Source organism: Paenibacillus sp. UMB7766-LJ446, from assembly GCF_030226665.1.
Taxonomy (GTDB): domain Bacteria; phylum Bacillota; class Bacilli; order Paenibacillales; family Paenibacillaceae; genus Paenibacillus; species Paenibacillus vandeheii.
Genome location: NZ_JASOYM010000004.1, coordinates 512,659 through 533,609, shown reverse-complemented (window position 1 = coordinate 533,609; position 20,951 = coordinate 512,659). Strand labels below are relative to the sequence as shown.

18 protein-coding genes and 1 pseudogene are annotated in these 20,951 nt (G+C 45.0%); 3 read left to right on the top strand and 16 right to left on the bottom strand.

Going from position 1 to position 20,951, the window contains the following annotated elements; all coding sequences use genetic code 11:
* Window positions 1-45: 45 nt before the first annotated feature.
* From alr to QP794_RS13365, 4 genes and pseudogenes are all read right to left on the bottom strand, one after another.
* A complete protein-coding gene (gene alr / locus QP794_RS13380) occupies window positions 46-1,200 on the bottom strand; it encodes an alanine racemase (protein ID WP_285077203.1) in 1,155 nt (384 codons plus the stop codon).
* Between the two features lie 329 nt (window positions 1,201-1,529).
* The gene (locus QP794_RS13375) at window positions 1,530-2,381 is read right to left on the bottom strand and encodes an SPOR domain-containing protein (protein ID WP_285077201.1); all 852 of its coding nucleotides are present in this window, start codon (window positions 2,379-2,381) and stop codon (window positions 1,530-1,532) included.
* A complete protein-coding gene (locus QP794_RS13370) occupies window positions 2,378-2,902 on the bottom strand; it encodes a sigma-70 family RNA polymerase sigma factor (protein WP_350338865.1) in 525 nt (174 codons plus the stop codon). The genes QP794_RS13375 and QP794_RS13370 overlap by 4 nt, the downstream gene beginning before the upstream one ends.
* A 259-nt stretch (window positions 2,903-3,161) precedes the next feature.
* A pseudogene (locus tag QP794_RS13365) lies at window positions 3,162-3,419 on the bottom strand (nitrilotriacetate monooxygenase); the annotation flags it as partial.
* A 261-nt stretch (window positions 3,420-3,680) separates the two neighbouring features.
* On the opposite strand from QP794_RS13365, the gene QP794_RS13360 reads away from it, so the two are divergent.
* Window positions 3,681-4,955 (top strand): stalk domain-containing protein, encoded by a 1,275-nt coding sequence (locus QP794_RS13360; RefSeq protein WP_285077199.1) that lies wholly within the window; start codon window positions 3,681-3,683, stop codon window positions 4,953-4,955.
* 109 nt (window positions 4,956-5,064) lie between these two features.
* On the opposite strand, the gene QP794_RS13355 is transcribed toward QP794_RS13360, so the two are convergent.
* The 8 genes from QP794_RS13355 to QP794_RS13320 form a co-directional block, all read right to left on the bottom strand.
* Complete coding sequence (locus QP794_RS13355; protein ID WP_285077197.1) at window positions 5,065-5,565, bottom strand: GNAT family N-acetyltransferase; 501 nt, start codon at window positions 5,563-5,565, stop codon at window positions 5,065-5,067.
* A 225-nt stretch (window positions 5,566-5,790) separates the two neighbouring features.
* On the bottom strand, window positions 5,791-6,099 hold the full coding sequence (locus QP794_RS13350) for a hypothetical protein (RefSeq protein ID WP_285077195.1): 309 nt from the start codon (window positions 6,097-6,099) through the stop codon (window positions 5,791-5,793).
* Window positions 6,100-6,114: 15 nt separating this feature from the next.
* Window positions 6,115-7,299: an aminotransferase-like domain-containing protein gene (locus tag QP794_RS13345; RefSeq protein WP_285077193.1), complete on the bottom strand. Its 1,185-nt coding sequence runs from the start codon at window positions 7,297-7,299 to the stop codon at window positions 6,115-6,117.
* A gap of 177 nt (window positions 7,300-7,476) precedes the next feature.
* Window positions 7,477-8,631: an NAD(P)/FAD-dependent oxidoreductase gene (locus QP794_RS13340; RefSeq protein WP_285077191.1), complete on the bottom strand. Its 1,155-nt coding sequence runs from the start codon at window positions 8,629-8,631 to the stop codon at window positions 7,477-7,479.
* A gap of 55 nt (window positions 8,632-8,686) precedes the next feature.
* Entirely contained in the window at window positions 8,687-9,412 is a 726-nt protein-coding gene (locus QP794_RS13335) for a methyltransferase domain-containing protein (protein WP_285077190.1), read from the bottom strand.
* A 229-nt stretch (window positions 9,413-9,641) separates the two neighbouring features.
* On the bottom strand, window positions 9,642-10,736 hold the full coding sequence (locus QP794_RS13330) for a Ger(x)C family spore germination protein (RefSeq protein WP_285077188.1): 1,095 nt from the start codon (window positions 10,734-10,736) through the stop codon (window positions 9,642-9,644).
* Window positions 10,733-11,803, bottom strand: coding sequence for a GerAB/ArcD/ProY family transporter (locus tag QP794_RS13325; protein ID WP_285077186.1), 1,071 nt, complete (start codon window positions 11,801-11,803; stop codon window positions 10,733-10,735). Before QP794_RS13325 ends, QP794_RS13330 begins: the two co-directional genes overlap by 4 nt.
* Window positions 11,796-13,142 (bottom strand): spore germination protein, encoded by a 1,347-nt coding sequence (locus QP794_RS13320; RefSeq protein WP_285077184.1) that lies wholly within the window; start codon window positions 13,140-13,142, stop codon window positions 11,796-11,798. Before QP794_RS13320 ends, QP794_RS13325 begins: the two co-directional genes overlap by 8 nt.
* A gap of 151 nt (window positions 13,143-13,293) precedes the next feature.
* On the opposite strand from QP794_RS13320, the gene QP794_RS13315 reads away from it, so the two are divergent.
* Both QP794_RS13315 and QP794_RS13310 read left to right on the top strand, forming a co-directional pair.
* Window positions 13,294-13,770, top strand: coding sequence for a MarR family winged helix-turn-helix transcriptional regulator (locus tag QP794_RS13315; protein ID WP_094936551.1), 477 nt, complete (start codon window positions 13,294-13,296; stop codon window positions 13,768-13,770).
* Between the two features lie 155 nt (window positions 13,771-13,925).
* Window positions 13,926-15,203 carry an MFS transporter gene (locus QP794_RS13310; protein ID WP_483311904.1) on the top strand — a complete coding sequence of 426 codons (1,278 nt, stop codon included), beginning with the start codon at window positions 13,926-13,928 and terminating at the stop codon, window positions 15,201-15,203.
* Window positions 15,204-15,339: 136 nt separating this feature from the next.
* Here QP794_RS13310 and QP794_RS13305 read toward each other — a convergent pair whose 3' ends face one another.
* Genes QP794_RS13305 through QP794_RS13290 form a run of 4 tightly spaced genes read right to left on the bottom strand, consistent with a single transcriptional unit; the run spans window position 15,340 to window position 20,863 of the window.
* Window positions 15,340-17,355 carry an alpha-L-arabinofuranosidase C-terminal domain-containing protein gene (locus tag QP794_RS13305; RefSeq protein ID WP_285077476.1) on the bottom strand — a complete coding sequence of 672 codons (2,016 nt, stop codon included), beginning with the start codon at window positions 17,353-17,355 and terminating at the stop codon, window positions 15,340-15,342.
* 33 nt (window positions 17,356-17,388) lie between these two features.
* On the bottom strand, window positions 17,389-18,282 hold the full coding sequence (locus tag QP794_RS13300; protein WP_285077179.1) for a carbohydrate ABC transporter permease: 894 nt from the start codon (window positions 18,280-18,282) through the stop codon (window positions 17,389-17,391).
* Window positions 18,283-18,298: 16 nt separating this feature from the next.
* On the bottom strand, window positions 18,299-19,261 hold the full coding sequence (locus tag QP794_RS13295; protein ID WP_024631782.1) for an ABC transporter permease: 963 nt from the start codon (window positions 19,259-19,261) through the stop codon (window positions 18,299-18,301).
* Between the two features lie 33 nt (window positions 19,262-19,294).
* Entirely contained in the window at window positions 19,295-20,863 is a 1,569-nt protein-coding gene (locus QP794_RS13290) for an extracellular solute-binding protein (RefSeq protein ID WP_285077177.1), read from the bottom strand.
* Window positions 20,864-20,951: the final 88 nt, after the last annotated feature.

Below are 20,951 nucleotides of genomic sequence, written 5' to 3'. Positions count from 1 at the left end.
AACACTAAGTGCCCTTGAAATAATTCTTCGTTACTTACGCTGATTTCAATATGTTTTTGTACGACTTCCCGTGATTTCATGATGAAACTCCCCACCTTCTTTATAAATTCGTAATACTCTGTCCGTGATGGAACTCGATATTTCTTGAGAGACACCACCGATATGATTGGCCAGTTCCTGAATCGGAATTTCCTGCTCACCTGAATAGCCAATGAAGGTCACCTTTGATCCTTCCGGAAAATACATGGGAAGCTTGACCATCAATTGATCCATGGAGATTTTCCCTATAATTTCTGCACGATACCCCTCCACTAACACCTCCGAATTTTGCATTCTCTGCGACCATCCATCGGCATAGCCGATAGGCACTGTTCCGATCCATTGATCTGAGTCTGTTTGATAAGCATTGTTGTAGCCCACATATTCGCCTTTTTTTAATTTTTTCGTTTGTAATAATCTACTGTGCATACTGAATGCCGGCTTTAGTTGGATGTTAGGCACTAGTTTTTCCGGATAAAAGCCATAGATTGCAGCTCCTATTCGAGCCATATCCATACACAATTCCGGGAATCGAAGTGCTGCTACACTTCCCGCACAGTGATAATGATTGATTGGAATCCGTGACATACTGCTCCATTCTTTCATTTCCAGGAAGCGTTGAATCTGAAGCTGTAGATAACGGTTCTCTGCCTCACCTGCAGTCGCGAAGTGGGTATAGAACCCGTCGACTACTACATCTGGTGCTCTGAGCCAAGGAACCATTTCAAGCCACTCTTCTTGCGTGCGTATACCTATTCGCCCAAGTCCAGTATCCATTTTCACATGCACAGATAACTTATGTGGGGTATGAATAGGCTTGTATTTTCTCATCTCATGAAACCATGACGCTTGTGTAATGGTAAGCATCAACTCGTGTTCTAGAGCCAGAGGTACAAGTTCGGGACGAATCGGAGTCAAAATGAGAATCGGTTGTTTTAAGCCGGCAGTTCTAATGCGGATGGCTTCTTCAATGAATGCACACGCTAAATAATCCGCGCCTGCCTCTACTGCTTCTTTGGCTGTCTCGATATCTCCATGCCCGTATGCATTTGCTTTAACAACTGCCATTAATTTGGTCGAACGGGGTAAAAATTTGCGGATCTGTATGACATTCTTACGAATTTGCGTTAAATCTATTTCAGCCCAAGTATCTCGGTACATCCGAAGGATCTCCTCAACCGAATAAATCGTTTATTTTTAATTACTATTTTCAATAGATCCGCATATGCACTTTTCATTGTTTGGCCTCCTAAAGCTGTGAATGTAGTGCGTTGAATTGATTTAAGTGTATATTAAGGCCACTTCAGCTCCTATCGATCAAACTTACACAAAACTGACAACGATGTAAGATTACAGATTTGCACTTCCCCACATCTCATAGTTACAATAAAAAAAGCCGCCAATAGGGCGACTCGTAAAAGACAACGGAAATGGACTTCTGATAATAAAGTCTAAAATGAAGAAGCCTGCGTTAGGGCAGGCTTCTTTCATTATTCGGGATTTTCATTACTCATCCAGCAGTCGACATGCAGGGGTCCACTATAGTCCTCCTGGCCAGTAAATTCTTTCAACTGTTTCTCTGCATCTGCTTGATTGTCGAAGGCACCAATGACGACGGTGAATTTTCCATTTTGGGTTTGCACAACGCTGCTGCCATCTGCAGAATACTGTTCAGCCAGCATGGCCAGAGCTTCGCCCTGCTCCATGTCTTCACTCCGCACGAAGAAAAGTTCATGCGCTTGCGTTGACTTCCCGTTGGAAGAAAGCTTCAACTGAATATATCCAGGTTGCTGATACTCTGACACGGAATAATCCACACCATCCTTGAGTTCAACCACAAAGCCAATCGCGGAATCATCCAAAATGATATTTTGATAGACATCTTTTACATTCTTAAGTGCTTTGATATCCTTCTCCAGCTTGTCATAATCCAGATGACGTACACCATTGAAAGTGAAGATCAGACGATTCGGCCCTTCTTTGTGATCCACAGTGTAGGATGGAGCAGAAGCGATCTGTTCACCATCGATCTGAAAATTAATGTTTAGTGTATCCGATTCTTTGGTCGTTGTAACCGAAACACCATCTGTGCGCTCCCCTCCACCACCAACTTGCAGAATCTTGACGACAGAACCGATAACAGGTACATCGGATAATGCCTTAGCTACACCGGGTACGTTAGCTGTTATCATTACCGCAGCACAAGCAGCCACCAGGGAGGAACTACGCCAGATTACCATTTTTCTTCGCTTCTGGTTTCGTGCCCGCTGGCGAGCTTGCTGAATTACTCCGGAAAGGCCGGATGGAATCTCTATCTGTTCATATCGTTCTTTCCCTGTCATGTGAAATCAACCTCTTCCTTGGTTAGATGTTTTTTGAGTTTGTTCAAGATCTTATAAAACCTGGTCTTCACCGTGCTTTCCGGCAGGGACAGTATCTCCGCCATATCCTTGAATCGCTGATCTTGGAAAAATTTCAGAACGATAAATGCCTTGTCTTCAGGATGCAGGTGATCAAGTGCTTCGTATAGATCCCATTGCTCTTCAAGCCCCATGGAGCTCTCCTGTGCCGCAAAAGGTATTGTACTGTCTTCCATATACGTGTACTTCTTCTTCCGTCTGATGTGGTCAAGGGAACAGTTGATGACGATCCGGGTCATCCAGGTTTCAAAATGATCTGGACTGTTCACTTTTTCATAAGATAGAAAACCTTTATAAGATGCCTCGGATATAATTTCCAATGCTTCTTGTTCATTTTTTACATAAGAGAACGCGAAGCGATAAAGCTTTTCTTTACATGCCTCCAGACGTTCACTGAACTGCTGTTCAGTTAGTGCTGTACTCACCTTGCTCAGTTTGTCCACCCCCGTTGCGACTGTATAGTTTGATTATTGCCGCATTTTTAGTAAAGCTTACTTTGAATGTTGTTTCGCATGTTAGACAGCGGAAAGTCTAAAAAAGTTTTAAAACAATGAATTTTTTTTATTTGGAAACAAAAACATATATCGTCCTAAATCAAAAAAAGCCGCCCATAGGCGACTTCTTTACTTTTACTTTTGAACCGGTATGGCTAAGGCTCGCACCTCAACGATGGGGCACTCTCCCGCAAATAATTTGATTTGTTCATATTGTTACGGAGCTCTTATCTACCGTGTTCTCTTTTTGAAAATGGCTTATGCCGGGACGCTCCAGCCCAAGATGGTCACGAAGCGTGCTGCCCGTATACTCTGTTCGGAAGAGCCCCCGTGCTTGAAGGATCGGAATCACATGCTCAACAAATTCATTTAAATCTCCCGGCAGAATGGGCGGCATGATGTTAAATCCGTCGCAGCCATACTCTTCAAACCATTGTTGCATCAAATCAGCCAATTGCTCATAGGTCCTGTTGATCCTTCAAAAGGTTTCTGGGTGACATAAACAGCCTCCTCCTACTAACCAAAATTAATACAACCAGGTAATTATTACTCTTCATAATATCATTCGCTATAACTCCAGCCTTGAAAAACTAAAGTTCCTTTTCGAACGCACAACAGCTCTTATAATTGGAATTCTATGAAAATTTTGCTATACTATTTCGTGATAGATTTCCGTTCAGATGAACTGCAATTCTACTATATTTGAAGAGTTGGAGGAACGCATAACATGTTACATACACGAATAGGAAAGACAGCTGCTGCCACTATCCTTGCCCTATCCTTGCTTGGCACCACTCCAAGCCTTCATGATGCCTATGCTGCACCCGCCATTTCGGTCATGCTGGATGACGTTCCGTTGAAATTCGATGCAGAACCTCGGATCGACAAAGGCGTTACCTATGTTCCGTTCCGAACAGTTGGCGAAGCCCTAGGAATCAGCATTACATGGAACAGCAAGACGCAAACCGTAAAAGCGAATGGAAATGTGAAAGGCCAGGCGACGGAGGTCCTGCTTCAAGTGGGAAGCACCACAGCAACCGTCAATGGAGAAAAAGTCAAGCTTGCAGCACCACCGGTTCAGCGGGAAGGCCGTGTGCTCATTCCACTCAGTTCGTTCAGTAGTCAGTTCGGTGTTGATGTGAGCTGGAACCAGTCAACTCGTACCGTTTCCCTGGTTTCACCTCAACGAGAAATGCATTTGAGAGCTTTCTATGCGCTGCAATCCTATAAGGAAATCGATTTGGTGTCATCCATGAACTCCATCGCTTTTGGTTGGAGTCGCATCGATCGTGAAGGTCAATTTACGCTTCAGGGTAAGGAGTATCAACTCCCTGCTGCTGACGGCGACGTTACACCTCAATCCATCGTTGCTAATACAGCAAATCAGAGCATTAGACCGTATCTCATGGTGTATGCTTTGGATGGAAATGGAGAACTGACCAAGGTGCTGAGTGATAGCAGCATGCGTCAGAAGTCCATTGAGGGTATAACGGCTGCAATAGCTGAAAATGGTTTTGGCGGCGTTGTTCTTGATTTTGAAGGACTGGGTTTCAAGCTGGAGGCTGTAGAGCAACAGAAGCTGCTTAACAATTACGTCAAGCAATTGAAGGAATCCTTGCCTAAAGACATCGCTCTATCCTTGGCCGTCCCCCCACTAAATAGTGCGTATAAAGGTTATGATTACAAAACGCTCGCTTCGTTGGCAGACGACATTATCATTATGGCATACCAATATAATCCTGTTGGTACCAAATCGCAGGTCCCTGAGCCGAACAGTCTTGTGGATCAGGCCATTCAGCTTGCGTTAGATGCTGGCGTCTCCAAGCAAAAGCTTTTGCTCGGGATAAGCTTAAATAGTGAAACCTCCTCTTCCATAGATGATAAACTGGGTCTTGCCAAGCGTTATGATCTCAAGGGAGCTGCCTTCTGGCGCCTTGGATTATTCCGTACCTACAGCAATCAGATGGAAAACGCTGTAAATGCCTCCGTTATAAAAGAGTAAAGATTTAAATATTCTGGACTCAACAGACTTTCTACACACTAAAAAAACGAACCGGAATCTCTGATAATTGACAAGAGATTTCGGTTCGTTTGTTATACAAGGATATTATCTATGCGTTCAATGAGGAATGCTCGTTTCCGTGGGTTGCACTTAGCACCAGATCTTTTTGATAGGCAAGTACCTGATCCCAGTCCCCGTGAAAAATCGGTATCCGATAGTACCCAACTCTTTCATAAAGGGCCGCAGCCTCAGGCTGTTTCGGGCCAGTCTGCAGCTTCAGATTGGTGTACCCGAATTCGAGCGCAAGACGCTCCGCTTCCGTCAGAATGGCCTGAGCCACACCTTTGCGACGGAAATCCGAACGTGTGTACATGCGCTTAACCTCCACGGAAGTATCATCAAGGGGTCTGATGGCTCCGCAGCCTACTGGATATCCATCCAAACGCGCAACAATAAAGGCCGCTCGAGGTGTCTCCACGTCAGATGGCTGAAATCCCGCCGTCCCATCGCCGCCATATAACAATCCCAGTTCTTCGCTTAGCTCCTTGATTAAAAGTTCCGAATCCTTGCTTCGTATATCTTCAGCGGCAGCAAGCACGATTGACGACATTGCGTAAAACCCCTCTCCCTCATTGGATTTATAGGCTTTTGTGATTTATATAAATTATCACGAACAGGTCCTGAGCGTCAATTCCCCTATCGATTGAATATTTCAATAAGCATATTAATGAATAGGTTCACGGCAAAAAGCCGCCAGATTGGCGACTTCTCCGACACTTATATGGTTACAATTAGACGAATGCATTTTGCATTTCATTTCATTCCACGACTCAGCTTACCCTTCAACCACATCGGCTCGTAAATCCGTTGCAACCTCAATCATTTGCGGAACGACAGCTTCATTGACAATGGCAACATACAGATCTCCCATATACAGACGAAATGGAATCTGCAGGTCCTCGTACTTCCACATGAAGAAATCCCCATCGATGGACATGACGCTCTCAGGTCCTTGGACGGTAAGGACGGTTGAGTAGGCAAAGTCGGGCTTGGATGAAAAATACTGTTTGCATTCTTCCAAGGAGATGGATTGCTCTGCGTTATTTTCTTGCATGGATCGAGTGATACGAAAACGTTGATTCATGAAATATGCCTCCTATTAGAATTTGTGCAGAACCTGTCCCAAAATTTCGATGCCCTTCACAATCTGCTCATCAGAAGGTGTTGAGAAATTAAGTCTGATCGCATTACAAGGTTCGTTCTCATCAACGAGGAAAGCAGTACCCGGAACGACCGCCACACCTTCTGCAGCAGCTGTTTTGGCATAATCCAGCATCGGGATATGAGCCGGCAGATCGCACCAGAGGAACAGCCCCCCATCCGGATGAGTAAAGGTGATCGACTCGCCCACATGTTCCTGCAGTTTGTCAATCATCAAGGCAGACTTCCTGCGATAAATCGCACGGATGCTGCTGATATGCTCTGCATAGTTATACTCAGTCATGAACTTGTATGCCAGAATTTGCGGCAGCATGGCTGTATGTACATCCTCTCCCTGTTTGGCAACAACCATCTTCTGAACAACCTCGGAAGGAGCCAGAACATAACCAACACGCAGACCAGCAGACAGAATCTTGGAGAAAGAGCCTACGTAAATAACAAGACCTTCATCATCCATCGATTTGATCGTCGCTACATCTTCTCCTTGAAACCGAAGTTCTCCGTACGGGTTATCTTCCAGGATCATGACACCATATTTCTTAGCAAGATCATAGATCGCTTTGCGCTTCTCCAGGCTTGTGGTAATACCTGTGGGGTTTTGAAAACTCGGAATCACATAGATCAGCTTTACATTCTGCTCGGTTTGCAGAGCATGCTCCAGCTTCCCGATATCCATACCGTCTGTCTCCATCGGAACACCAACAAGCTTTGCCCCTGAAGCCCGGAAAGAGTTCAATGAACCGATAAAGCTTGGGCTTTCACAGATAATTGTATCCCCTTCATTACAGAATACTTTACAAGCAAGTTCAATTCCCTGCTGTGCTCCAGATACGATGAACAGTTCATCCGACGCTTTGCCCGTGTCAAAGCCTGAACTCAGGTGTGTAGTCAATGTATCCCGCAGCGGGGCATAACCTTCGGTAATTCCATATTGCAGTGCTGTTACCGGGTCCTGTTCCAAAATCGATTGGGTGAATGTCCGAATCGCCTCAATAGGGAAAGTTTCCGGAGCGGGATTACCCGCAGAAAAAGGAATTACATTTTGACCCGAAGAAGCCTTCAGGATCTCACGAATAATGGATGGCTGCAATGCAGCAATCCGGTTGGAAAATGAATAGTTCATCTTAGAATAATCCTCCCGAATTCAAATCTGAATGTTGTCTCAATAACCACAATTAGATTCTATTATACGAGTATTTGGCAGATTTCTAAACGGTCTCTTCAAAATTAACAGAGAACAACAAAAAGAGGCCGACATACGCCGCCCCTTTTCCTATGGAATTCACATTCCTTCCATGTATTATCGATGGATCAGATTAATCTCCGATAACCGTGTTGCCTTCACCAAATAAGTTGCCAATCCTGGGACCATCCGGACTAAACCGGGATAGAATTTGTTCGCCTTGGCAAAGGCCAGCTTCTGGATTCCCCGTGCCCTCCGGAGCAGGCGTGTGAATTCGCGATTGGCTTCCTTCGAATATTCGTGCTGCCACTGCTCGAAGCTAATCTTCCCTTGAAGATACTTGTCAGTCCATTCAGCACACAGCAGCGCGGAGCGAAGGGCAATGGACATTCCATCACCACACAGGGGAGGTATCATCAGCATGGCATCACCAATATGAGGATATTGGGACCAGGGTTCAGGAACATTGGATAGATGGAGTGGGGCAATCGAGACCTGTGTCCCTTGGACCGGGCTTCCCTCGGCAAGCCTCACTGCCAATCTTTCGTTGGTCAAGGATGCCGCCTGCAAAATATCCTTCACAGACTTGCCGCTCCCCCGCACCGTATCGAGTGTCAGCAATGCAGCTACATTGGCAATCCCATCCTCAATTGGCGAAATGCCGACGTACCCTCCCTTGCAAAAATACAACTCTACCCGTGACGGAATGGTGATTCCCTGAAAGTGCGATTTGACGCCAACATATGCTGTTTTATCCCGCAGCTCGACTGGCGAGGTCATCCTGCGCGGCTTCTTCGAGCCATGGGCTCCGATAACGGTTCTTGCTCTATATTGAATCTGGTCGTCATTTCCTTGTTTGACTTCAACTTCATAGCTATCATCATCAAACCGCTGAATGTTGGTTATCGTTGCTCTCGTAACAATTTCAACGCCTGCGGCTGCGGCCTTCTCGTGTAAAATCCGATCCAGCTCATATCGGCTGATGCCATAGGCCAATCCCGGCAAAGTTGCTTCGATTTCTCCGCCTTGAGGCATAATGATCTTGGCATGATCCATGGTGCTTGGTTTTAACTCTTGTTCGCCAAGATGGATACCCAGATAATTCAGCATCTCCGTTGTTTCAGGCGACATAAATTCACCGCAGGTTTTGTGACGTGGAAACTCCTGCCGATCCAGCAGCAGTATCCGATGCCCTTGCCGGGCAAGCTGCAACGCAAATGTACTGCCAGCAATTCCCGCTCCGATGACTATGGCATCGATTGGTTTAGACACCTAAAACACCCGCCTTTCATTGTCCATTATGATAACAACCTATTGTTGTCACGAGCTATGCTAACGTCCCATGATGGGGAATCACAACGGAATAGCGGAATAAAGGCTTCCATTCATAAGTCATCGTGTCATGATTCAACTGCTGTTTCAAATCCCGCCAATCCCTTCCCGTGAAGCCTTTTGCAACAGACAGTGGTCCATCATGACGAATATACCGATTGCGTGAGATCATTCGAGTGGTAATCCAGACGGCCGCATAGGATACAGGATGCCGATGGATATCGTTAATGACAACGCCATATTTGGAGGCGCGCAGCATATGCGAGACCATATCAACCAGTTGCTTTCCCTCGAAATGATGGACAAATTGCGAGCCAGTCACGATATCTGCTGAGGCATCCGGCAATTCCCTGACATCGACACGCCGAACCTTGATTCTGGGTTCATTCCGGAAGAGGTTTCTTGCTTCCTCACATGCCTCCTCAGTCAGATCGACCAGAGTAATCTCAAGCTTAATTCCCTTTTGGTCTGCCCAATGCAATAACTTCTGGTTTACATCACCTGAACCTGCTCCCACATCAAGAAGGGTTAGCGTAGTTGGACTGCCAATCGCTCTCCATAACTTCTCCACCCCTGCACGGGTTGGACCGGGAGCAGCAAATATTTTGTTCAGCCGTCTCAAATGTTTGAGCGCTTCGCTCAATTCTTCTCCACCCATGGAAAAATCGTCCATCAACTCGTCTTCTCTTGCCCGTACCGATAGTGTTCTAAAGAAAGACATGTTCCCGCTCCTTTACAGCTATACATTGGGAGTGATTTTCTCTAATTAACAATTATCCCCTCTAACCAATCCTTATACTCGTAAGAACGGCGATATGTTATTTTACTAAGCTATCCCAGATCTCAGACTCCTTAATTCCATGACCCTGCAGAACAAATCCATTCGATGCTGCATCACCGGATACAAACATAAAGAAGCCGCCAAAATTGGCGACCTTGTGGTGTTAGGGTTATTTCTTTATCATTTGTCCCTGATTTTCATTATTGTTGCCACTTTCTTTAAAATAGATCTCGTTCAGAACGTTCACACGGGCGGTAATCTTCTGCTCCAGCATCGGAAACCATTTGGTCTTCCATTCCTTTAACCTTTCCTCCGAAAGTTGGGGACGGAATATCATTCCTATGCCCAATACATCCGATTTGAAGGATTGAATCTTTCTCACGGTTTTATTGAACTGCTGGCTCAGCTGCTCCTGCATTTCTTTTTCAATTACGCCATTGCCTTTTCCTTCAGGACTTTCCGTAATTTCTACATCGAGAACAACATTGGTCTGAATTGACGGGCCTTTCTCCGACCACCGGGTCTGATGTTTGATATGCGCATCCTGAATAAGAACACTTGTGTTCTGTGCCACTTCAATGGTTCCCCCTGTATATTTCCCTTTGAACAAATTAAACAAAAGCGTCTCTTCCTTACTCAGCGTTCCTACCATACGGTCCTCCCGCATGACGGCTGTGCCCCTAAAGGTAAACAAGGTTCGCTCGCCGTTTTTGAGCATTGGGATGGCCATATCTTCCGTGTATGAGTTTTGGTTTTGATAGGCTTCCCATATTCGGACGATCGATTGATTGGGTGTCCATCCGGCTTCTTGGCTAAAAAAGTCGTAGGAAGAAATTTCAGGTGTTGGTGAGATCTGATGATACATCGTCTTCTCAAAATCACCATCAATTACCCCTACCAAGCCCTTAATCGATATGTCGTTTGCTCTCACCGCAAAATTGATGATGTTCTCAATCCCCTGCTCTGCGACCTGTTTGTCGATTAATAGCAACCTCAGATGTACCAATTCAATGCTTTTTTCAGAATCGGTTCGCATCAAATCGATGGCTTTACTAATGGATTTTGCCTCTTTTTCAATAATTTGGGTTTTTCCTGATGCATCCGGTATTTGGAGAATGATCTTGTATTTTTCGGTAGCGCCTTTACCCACACCCATGACAACTGGCAGATATTGTTTGTTAATATCCTTTGTATCCCAACATCCCGGAAGCAACAAGAGCATAGCTAGGGTTACAATTAATGTGCTTGCAATACGCATGTTCATGTACCCACCTTCTTTCGCCGCCATTGCGCCGCCAGGAATACAATGATCGGAAAACCGATCACGCTGTAAACGCAAAAGTAAGAATTCAGATACAGATATGTATTCAATGCGTTCATATCCGGTATCCACAGACTAACCAGGTACAAGGAGACGCACGCCAGGGAAATAATCCATAATCTGTTGATCTTGGGCATAAACAGCTGTTGCACCAGGGAGACCAGAATCCAGAGTAAAACCGAAACCTTCAACACGCCCAGCGCACTTGAGGCCACCACATAAAAGCTGGGGAGCCAATCAAATACAACCCACTCCAAATCAATGGTATCTGATGCCATAAGCATCGGATACTGCAAGTGCACTACCGTTTCCTGCCCGAATACAAGCAGTGGAACATATACAGACCCCAAGGCAAACACAAATATAATGCCGACCGCAGCAGCAGCTTTACCAAAGCTAATGCGTTTCTTGGAGGGAATCATGCCCAGGAATAAAAACCCGGCTGAAATAACCGTGCATACATAGAAATCCGAATTGGAGAAAAACGACATTTCGCTATCCCAAATCGGAAATATGTAGCTGATTCTGAAATTCTGGATGCTAATCATCATGGAGAAAAAAATGAATGGCATCAAAAGGATACACAAACCGATGCTCGCTCGGATGATTATATGAAGTCCTTTCCAAACAGCATAGAAACAAACCAAGATGAACAGAGCCCCTGTCGCTGCTGGCGGTGTTCTTTGTAGAAGTACAGCTTTAATCTCACCTGACTGGAAATACATAAGCAAAAACAACTCGATATATAGAAAGATGAGCAAAGGCAGAACGATTAGCCTCGTTCCCCATTTGCCCAATGACTCATTACAGATGTCGACCACTGTTTTTCCTGGGAACTGGGACAACGCTTTTAAGTAGAGCCACAGAACCAGCAGCTCAGCCAGAAAAAGGATTGTTATGGGAATCCAGTGCCCTTTTGTAGTCGCAGAGATGATGCGTTCGGGGAAGATAGCAAAGATCGAAGCGAGATGAAGCAGAACAAACAGAGTCAAAATCTGAGCTTTATTCATCTGAAGCTTTTCCTTTCACACTTAAACTTAAGTAAGGAACGGAGCAAGTGCTCAACGAGGCAAAATACAGTATAATCCAAATCATTGCCGCCTCAAGACCCCATATCCCAAAAAAGGAACTGATGAGCATGACAATGTATTTATACATTCGTATACCTGTCGTATTCATGTAACCTGCCAGCACAAAATTAGCAATCGCAGAGGCAACAAGGATAATAATCAATAGATTACTGACGAGTTTAGCCTGAACAATCGCTTGTCCTAACAGAATACCGCCAATCATCGTTATCGTCGGACCAATGTTTTTGGGAAGTCGAATCGTAGCCTCAATAATCATCTCCAGCAGCAGCATAACCAGGAGCATTTCGATCAACGAAGGATACGGAACCCCTTCTCTGCTCTTGGCTACCGTTATGGCGAGTTGTATTCGCAGCAATTCCGGATTCACCGAATTCAGCACAATATATAGACCTGGAAGCGTGACAGCCAAAAGTGCACCAATCGCCCGGATAGTTCGTAAAAACACTTGAAACAGATATGGATAGTTAACGTCCAGCGTTGTTGACCACAAATCCGTTATGATCACCGGGAAAGCAAAAGCAAACGAAAACTGGTCAATCAATATGACCACTTTTCCGTTCATCAAATTCTGTACCATCTCTCCTGGCAACTCCGAAGAGACGTACGTTGGTGTTAATGAGAATTTCGGATGCCCCAATATACTCATCAGGTCCCTTACCGTAGTCAATTCCTTGTCCTTATTTTGATCCAGCTTATCCCGGATAGACGCAATGACCTTGGCTTGAGCAACACCCTCCAGGTATACCATGGCAATTTTCTTGGTAGACCGGGTTCCTGTTTCTCGTCGTTCAATAACCAAATCATCGGAGATCATCTTTTTCCGCAGCAAACCGATATTTTTATTAATATCTTCTGTAAAAGCATCGTACGCCGATTGAAGTGGATTCTCGCTCTCCGGTGCACTGACAGATCGCGAAATGTCAGTATGCTCCGGTTCCATGACAGCTGCCATTCCTTCTGTGCTGAACAGAACAAGCTTTCCATGCAAAATATGGTCGGATATCTCATCCATTGACATGGAGGCCTCTTCTTCAAATGGACTGAACATATTTTGAAATGATCCGTTCTCATCGCTACTCGCTGCCTGGTTCATTGCTGACAATGTGGTTGGAAAATCGACAAGGCTCTCCATGTAATACGCTCTGAATTCCTGATCGGCGATAACCACGTTCTTGCTTAAGAAATCCGAGCTCTTTTTGAAATGTTCAGAGAGCTGCTTTTCTATATCGTGAAGATCTTTTTCATGGAATCGCTGCAAATTTTACCACCTCTTTTGAAGTAGTATGTCGTTCAGAAAAAAGTTTATTCAGAAAGGCATCTTGATTTATGCAGTAGTCAGAAAGGCTTTTGTACTGGAAACCAAAATTTAATATAATGTTATAATGCACCAACGGGTGGGAGGATAAGCCATGAACAAAGAAGAACAGGTCTTAGTGGGTTTCAGAGACTTATATAACAAGATCGTTCGGCTTAATAAAGATAAAATGGAAGACAGTCTTAAGGGCTATAAGCCTTCTGAAGTGCATTGCATCGAATACATTGAAAAAAATGTAGATTCCAATGTAACCAAACTTGCGGAGTCCTTTTATATGACTCGCGGTGCCATAAGTAAATTAACGAAAAAGCTCATACAAAAGGGCCTTATCGAAAGCTACCAGAAGTCGGATAACAAGAAAGAAATCTACTTTAGGCTGACGGAGCAAGGGAAAGCCATTTATCAAATTCATGAGGATCTGCATAACGAGTTTCAAGAGCGAGATAAAGCCGTATTTGAGCAGGTAACCGAGGAACAATTCGACAGCATGCTTCACTTCGTGGACAAGTATAATCGGCATTTGGATGCAGAGATCAAGAAGAAACTGGGTGCAGATATCAAGTCGGAATAAATCCGAATCATGAAAGTAAACTAAATGCAGCCGTGCTCGATAAAGAGCAGGCTGCATTTTTTATCGTTATTATTTTGTTGACAAGGAAACAAAGTGGTTGTACGCTATTAATGTTTCCAAGGAAATAAAATCGCTACTCTGGAGAGGAGAATTTAATGTTTAAATTTCGATCACGATCACACCATAAACAGAACATGGAACAGAAAACCGAACAGAAAATCGAGCAAAAAACAGAACCAACCATAGATAAACATGCTTTATTATTCGGTCTTATCTCTGTGTTTCTTTGCGGAATAGGCTTCAGTATCATAGCACCTGTCGTCCCGTTCTTAGTGCAGCCTTATATAAGCAGTCCGGGAGAACAAGCTATTGTTGTTACGCTGTTGACCTCTGTGTATGCCTTCTGCGTGTTTTTTGCATCCCCCGTACTTGGCGCTCTGAGCGACAAATATGGCCGTCGTCCATTGCTCCTGATATGCCTTTTGGGTTCTGCAATCGGGTACTTGATTTTTGGCATAGGAGGTGCTCTATGGGTACTATTTGCGGGGCGCATCATTGAGGGGATAACAGGCGGGAGCATTGGCACGATCTTCGCCTATTTTGCAGACATTATTCCTCCAGAACAGAGAACCAAATACTTTGGGTGGGTGAGCGCAGTTGTAGGTGTAGGTACCGTCATTGGCCCGACTGTAGGCGGGTTACTGGCGAAGATCGATTATGCTGCACCCATGTATTTTGGAGCAGTTATCACTTTAGTGAATGTTATATATGGATTCTTTTTTATGCCTGAGAGCCTTGACAAGAAAAATAGACTGAAAGAAATTACTTTTGCAAGACTTAATCCATTCATACAGCTTGCAAACCTGCTTTCCATGAAAAATTTAAACAGGTTGCTTATCTCAGCATTCTTACTGTGGATACCCAACGGATCATTACAGGCCGTTTTTTCACAATTAACAATAGATACTTTCAGTTGGAAGCCAGCACTCATTGGACTTATGTTCTCGATTATGGGTGTTCAGGACATCATCTCACAAAGTCTCATCATGCCAAAGCTTTTGAAAAAACTTGGTGATAAACAGATAGCCATTCTTGGCATGATCGCGGAGATTATAGGCTACGGTTTTATTGCGCTGTCTACTTTGTTCTCCTTCTATCCTCTTTTTATCGCTGGCATGTTTATATTTGGTTTTGGCGATTCGATCTTCGGGCCTTCCTTCAACGGGATGCTCTCGAAATCTGTTGATTCCAGTGAACAAGGAAGGGTTCAGGGAGGTAGCCAATCCATACGGGCTTTAGCGAGAATGATTGGTCCTATCATTGGAGGTCAAATCTATGTATCCCTTGGTCATGCCGCACCTGCTGTCATGGGTGTAATCCTTATAGCAGCAGCAATACCCGTGTTGTATAAAAGAACGCTGGTGAATATTTAAAATGCCTATTTTCATTAGACAAGTAACTTATTGATCTGGTGGTCGAGACACCATCTGGAATAGATCAAAGGGTTTCAGAACTTAGGTACACATTCTGAAACCCTGTTATCTACATTACGGGACGTCAACTCATCAGTTAATCTACCTTTCCAAACTCCAGTACATAGATGGATGACGGACGTAATAAGTAACCACGCTGCCAATCCTCGGTCAAAACCCTACGCTCTGTGCACTTGATATGATCTGGTTGGAACACGGAGTTGATATGATTATGTGATTCGCTGGTTATCTCATATAAGGTCGCCTCTTCGCTTCCATCGAAAGCTTGCAAATCCAGCTCAACCCGTACCTCCTCCAAGCTTCTGTTCACAATAAACAGGGTGACCAGGCTGCGATCAACATTCGTCCCGGCTACAATGTCCAGATCGGGAAGAGCGTCCAGCTCTATAGGCGTTTTTTTGGTTGAAGCTACAGAGAATGTTCCACATTCGGTCTTCACGGGTAGAAGATGATGAATATCCCGATTCGCGTAAAGCTTTAATACTTCATAGGTTGGAGTACCATAGATCGTGAGTGGACGTCCACTCCATCCAGCCTGCTTGCCCCGATATTGATCCGCATAGAAATCCCCGACGCGAATGCATCCCCCTAGCCAACCATTGACCAGATCGGAGAAACTTCCGATGTGCACGCTATCACTGCAACGAATCATTTCATTCAGATTAGCCGCATTCGCCACGGCAGCGCCAAGGGTGTGTTCGTCTGGCAGTCCTTTTCGCACAGTGTTTGGATAATACATCGTGTTATACTCAGTGATCGCCAGCTTCACATGTTGATGTTTGACATCGGAATGGATGACCTCCGTTGTCTGGCGGATATAGTGCCGGGTCCACTCGGGATAACTCGCCATTGCTTTGTACCGCTCCTCAGCCGGCGTATCCTGATTCATGCCAAAGGGACCGTAGCCATGATACAGATGTAACGTTAGATAATCGATATGCTCTCCTGCCAGAGCAAGCACGGTTTTATTCCAATCCTGCTCATAATGTCCACAGGCCAGTAACACAATGGAATCATCCACTTCCTTCATCGCCTTTGCAAACTGAACGGTCCGCTCCGCAAATTGTTCCGCAGAGCATGCACCCACTTGCCATTGCCCCCAAACCTCGTTGCCAATCTCCCAGTACTTGACGTGATAAGGCTCAGGCGATCCATTCTTCGCCCGAAGAGCCCCCATCGGCGTATCCACACTACCATTACAATATTCGATCCATTGGGCGGCTTCTTCAGGTGTACCCGAGCCATCGTTCACGCAAATCAAAGGTTCTACCTGCAGCTCGTGGCAAAAGCGGATAAATTCATCCGTTCCGAAATATTTGCTGGTCCATCCTCCCCATGCCTCATTGTACATGACGGGTCTCTCCAGAACCGGGCCGATGCCATGCTCCCAGTGATAAGCACTAATGTAGTTACCTGCGAGTCTCATCATGCCTGCGTTTAGTGCTCTCGTCATCTCTACCACTTCACGTTTCACTAGGGCAATATGATCGACAGGCAATAGAGACACATGATCCAGCCAGAGCATTCCAGTAGAGACGTGATCAATCCATCTTGGATGCTCGGCCGGAATATACACTCGAATTTCTGCATCGGGGCAAGCGCGCATGATCGTCAGCCGTCCTTCATAATCCCGCCAGTTATGGCTGTCCAACTCGACTTTCAACTGACCAAGAACTTCTTCAGTTCGTCTATCGACCGCTTCGACCATCAAATATTGTAGTCCGATGGAAGCCCGCGCAACAATATGGAAGGTGTAATCCATCGGCCCTTTCAATGCGGACCTCTGTACAATCCCTGCGTACGCTTCATCATCACTTAAGATTCGAATACGCTGAGCGCGACCCGAATGTCTGAGAGCCGGGGGTTCCATCGCATATTGAGTATTTCTTCCGTTGGTGTAAGCCTGCCAGCTCCCCGATACAGAAATTCTTGATTCAGCTTCGCTTTCAAAGTCCATATCCTTCAATGGAAATGCAAGCATCGCCTCCATATGGTCCCGAATGTCTTCCACAAAATGTCCAAATAAATAAGGGTTGACCGTGTGCTCGCTTAAGCTATTACAATGGATACTGATCCTTGCGTTAGATTTCAACATAGTTCCTCCATCATTGTGATTGATATGGATTTAACCTTTAATCGATCCAATCATGACCCCTTTAACAAAATGCCGCTGCACAAAAGGATACATCAACAGTACAGGCAAACTGGAAACGATAATCACCGCATACTTGATGCTCTCCGCGAGCAGGATTTTGTCCTCCAGTCCAATGTTACCGTCTACGGCATCGGATTGGCTGATCAGCAGAATTTCGCGTAGTACCAGTTGAAGCGGATGCAGATTTTCGTTGCGAATATAGATGAGTGCGTTAAAAAATGAATTCCAGTGTCCTACAGCATAGAACAGCACCATCACAGCAAGAATCGGCTTGGACAGGGGCAGAATAATGCTCAGAAGCAGCCGCCAATTGGAGCACCCGTCCATGTGGGCAGCTTCCTGCAGTTCCCAGGGGATACTCGACTGGAAATACGTTCTCATCACGATTAGATTGTATGTGGCGATCGCGCCGGGTACAATCAGAGCCCACATCGTATCCACCATGCCCAAATTTTTGATCAATAGATACGTTGGAATTAATCCACCGCTGAAAAACATTGTTAGCGTGATAAAAACCATGATTATATTACGCCCGGGAAGATCAGGTCTCGAAAGGGGATATGCTGCCAACACGGTCATGATAATGTTAATCACGGTGCCCACAACCGTATAAACTATCGTATTGCGATACCCCATCCAAATCTTCTCGTTGTGCAAAATGTTCGTGTAGGCGTCCAAAGTCAGTCCTTTGGGCAGCAACCACACTTCTCCATTCAATACTTTCGTGGGATCACTGAACGAAGCGCTGACGATAAAAATCAACGGATACAGCACAGCGATGATAATAATTGAAGCGATGATGTATATAATTACATCGAAAATTCGTTCATTGGAACTGGCTTGTAGTGTCGCCTGCTTGGACATGGGACCTTGCCCTCCTTTACCATAAACTCGTCTCAGACGTCTTGCGCGCAATCCGATTGACCAGTAAAAGCAACACCAGATTAATGATTGAATTAAAGAGTCCGATAGCAGCTGTATAGCTGTATTCTCCCTTTAAGATCCCTGTCGTATAGACAAACGTTGAAATGACATCACTCGATTCCAGATTAAGATTGTTTTGCATCAGCAAAATTTTCTCAAACCCCACGTTCATGAAATGACCAATATCCAAAATAAGCAAAATGATAACAACTGGAGCAATACCGGGCAGCGATATATGCCAAATACGCCGCAGTCTTGACGCTCCATCCATCTTGGCAGCTTCATACAGATGCGGGTTCACACCGCTCAAGGCTGCAATATAGATAATGGATTGCCAGCCCATGTTCTGCCATATATTCGAGCTGATAAAAATGGTCTTGAACCAACCCGCTTCCTCTAGAAAACGGATCGGTGTACCTCCGAATGCCTCAATCAGCAGATTGACTGGACCCGTATGGGGCGAGAGAAACACATTCAATATGCCAACGATAACAACCACTGAAATAAAGTGAGGAATGTACGTAATATTTTGCAGCCACTTGCTGAAGGTTTTATTGCGAATTTCATTGATAATTAGTGCCAGCAGGATGGGAATCGGAAAGGCAATCAATAAGGAGAACAGGTTAATGGACAGTGTATTCCATAGTAGTCTCCAGAAATAATATGAATTGAAAAATCGTTCGAAGTGACCGAAGCCTTCCCAGCTGCTGCCGAGAATTCCTCTGGCCGGATTGAAATTTTTGAACGCAATTTGCAGTCCATATAACGGAGCATAGTGAAATACTACATACCAAGTGACTGGAAGAAGCAGCATAAGGTATAGATCCAATCTTTTGCCCATTTGCCTTAAGAGGCCTGAACTCTTTTTTGAATGACTTCGTGGCATCGTAATCGTTGTATCCGTTTTGGCGCTTTTCATGGGCATCTGCTCCTCATCCATGATGTTTCAGCATTACTTCTGCATCTTGTCATAAGCATCCTGATATATCTTCTCCAGTTCCTCGATTCTCATCTTTTTGAGCGTGGACTGGAATTGCTCCCATTTGTCAAAGCCAAGCGCACCTACGATAAATTTTGTACTTTGTTCTTCGTAATATTTGTCGATATCATTTCGCAAAATATTGACTTCCTGGGCGGTTTGCTCATCAAACATTGGAGCTGCATAGCGGACTTTTGGCATGAACGGATCAAGCTTTTGCTGTGCCTCCTGCACCTGCGGTGGATTAATAAAAGAGGCAACCTGTTCGCTGATGAGATGTGGCGCGCCTCCTCCGGCATAAGGCGTGATTTTGGCCTGATTGCTGATATCCTTCAAGAAGTCCTCTGTATAGTAGGGAATACCATCCTTTATCTCGTAATGCTCGCCTTCTCTTCCGAATCTCAACAGCGTAGAACCCTCATCACTGTAGAAATAATCAATCCAACGCATCGTGACTTCCGGATATTTATTGACGGATGTGATCGCAAAGGCTCCAAAATCTCTGGCAATGGGCAAAGCCTGGCTCTGCAATCGGTCACCCTGCGGACCTTCCAGTGGGGCGATACCCGTATATTGGTCTTTGATCGACAAAAAGTTATTGTTTGTCTGGTCAAAGAAAAAGCCTGTATTTCCTGAACCCTGCTTGGCCAGATACTGTGCTTCCGTGTGTGTAAATATTTCCTGATCCAGAAGCTTCTCCTTATACAGTTTGTTTAAATACATCAGCATTTCTTTATTCTGGTCACTGCCCATCCAGATGCTAACTTTGTCATTATCAATATTAATGTTATATCCAAGCTGTGAATCCAAACCGAAGGATCCGCTCATCGCGCTCACAACAGCCAATCCCACACGGGCTGTCATCGGTAGTTCATCCTGTTTATCGTTTCCATTCGGATCGCCATCACGGAAGGCAAGCAGAACGTTGTACAGTTCTTCGGTCGTCTCCGGCACTTCCAGATTCAGCTTGTCAAGCCACATCTGATTGATCCATTTCTTATCCGTCCGGGCCGCACTCAGCGTAACAATCCCCGGAATCGTATAAATGTGACCTTCCGGTGTAGTGATGCCTGCGCGAATCTCGGGGTATTCCTCCATTAATTTCTTCAAATTCGGAGCGTACTCATCGATAAGTTCTTCCAACGGAATTAACTGGCCTGCCGAACCGTAGCGAATGGCTTCTAGCGGGGAAAGACCTGAACGGAACAAGGCATCAGGCAGCTCATTCGATGCAAACAGCAGATTTTTTTTCTCTTGAAAACCATCTGTTGGCGCTTCAATGAATTCGACTTTCACGTTGCTCAATTTCTCGTAATCCTGGAAAACCGGCATCTCCTTGAAAGGGCCATTTACGGGTGCAATTCGGGTAAACATCTTGAGGTTTACCGGTTGGTCCACAATTGGAAACCCGGTCGTATGAACGTCGTTTTTCGATACCTCTGATGCAGATTCGTTAGCGGTTCCACCGGAACTGCATCCAGCCAGCATCAAACTGGAAGCGATCATTGTCATAATCACATTTCTTCCCCAGCGTTTACGCATAAGTTGTGCCCCCCAATTCTTATCACCAAATGTAAATTGTAAGCGTTTGCTATTGGTGTGTGCTCATTATAATTCACTAGGCATGGAA

Excerpts from the sequence above, each read along its gene's own strand:
- QP794_RS13325 (WP_285077186.1), bottom strand. The coding sequence starts at position 11,803 with ATGAATAAAGCTCAGATTTTGACTCTGTTTGTTCTGCTTCATCTCGCT.
- QP794_RS13290 (WP_285077177.1), bottom strand. The coding sequence starts at position 20,863 with ATGCGTAAACGCTGGGGAAGAAATGTGATTATGACAATGATCGCTTCC.
- QP794_RS13315 (WP_094936551.1), top strand. The coding sequence starts at position 13,294 with ATGAACAAAGAAGAACAGGTCTTAGTGGGTTTCAGAGACTTATATAAC.
- QP794_RS13330 (WP_285077188.1), bottom strand. The coding sequence starts at position 10,736 with ATGAACATGCGTATTGCAAGCACATTAATTGTAACCCTAGCTATGCTC.
- QP794_RS13310 (WP_483311904.1), top strand. The coding sequence starts at position 13,926 with ATGTTTAAATTTCGATCACGATCACACCATAAACAGAACATGGAACAG.
- QP794_RS13375 (WP_285077201.1), bottom strand. The coding sequence starts at position 2,381 with ATGACAGGGAAAGAACGATATGAACAGATAGAGATTCCATCCGGCCTT.
- QP794_RS13345 (WP_285077193.1), bottom strand. The coding sequence starts at position 7,299 with ATGAACTATTCATTTTCCAACCGGATTGCTGCATTGCAGCCATCCATT.
- QP794_RS13360 (WP_285077199.1), top strand. The coding sequence starts at position 3,681 with ATGTTACATACACGAATAGGAAAGACAGCTGCTGCCACTATCCTTGCC.
- QP794_RS13355 (WP_285077197.1), bottom strand. The coding sequence starts at position 5,565 with ATGTCGTCAATCGTGCTTGCTGCCGCTGAAGATATACGAAGCAAGGAT.
- QP794_RS13335 (WP_285077190.1), bottom strand. The coding sequence starts at position 9,412 with ATGTCTTTCTTTAGAACACTATCGGTACGGGCAAGAGAAGACGAGTTG.
- QP794_RS13350 (WP_285077195.1), bottom strand. The coding sequence starts at position 6,099 with ATGAATCAACGTTTTCGTATCACTCGATCCATGCAAGAAAATAACGCA.
- QP794_RS13295 (WP_024631782.1), bottom strand. The coding sequence starts at position 19,261 with ATGAAAAGCGCCAAAACGGATACAACGATTACGATGCCACGAAGTCAT.
- alr (WP_285077203.1), bottom strand. The coding sequence starts at position 1,200 with ATGTACCGAGATACTTGGGCTGAAATAGATTTAACGCAAATTCGTAAG.
- QP794_RS13300 (WP_285077179.1), bottom strand. The coding sequence starts at position 18,282 with ATGTCCAAGCAGGCGACACTACAAGCCAGTTCCAATGAACGAATTTTC.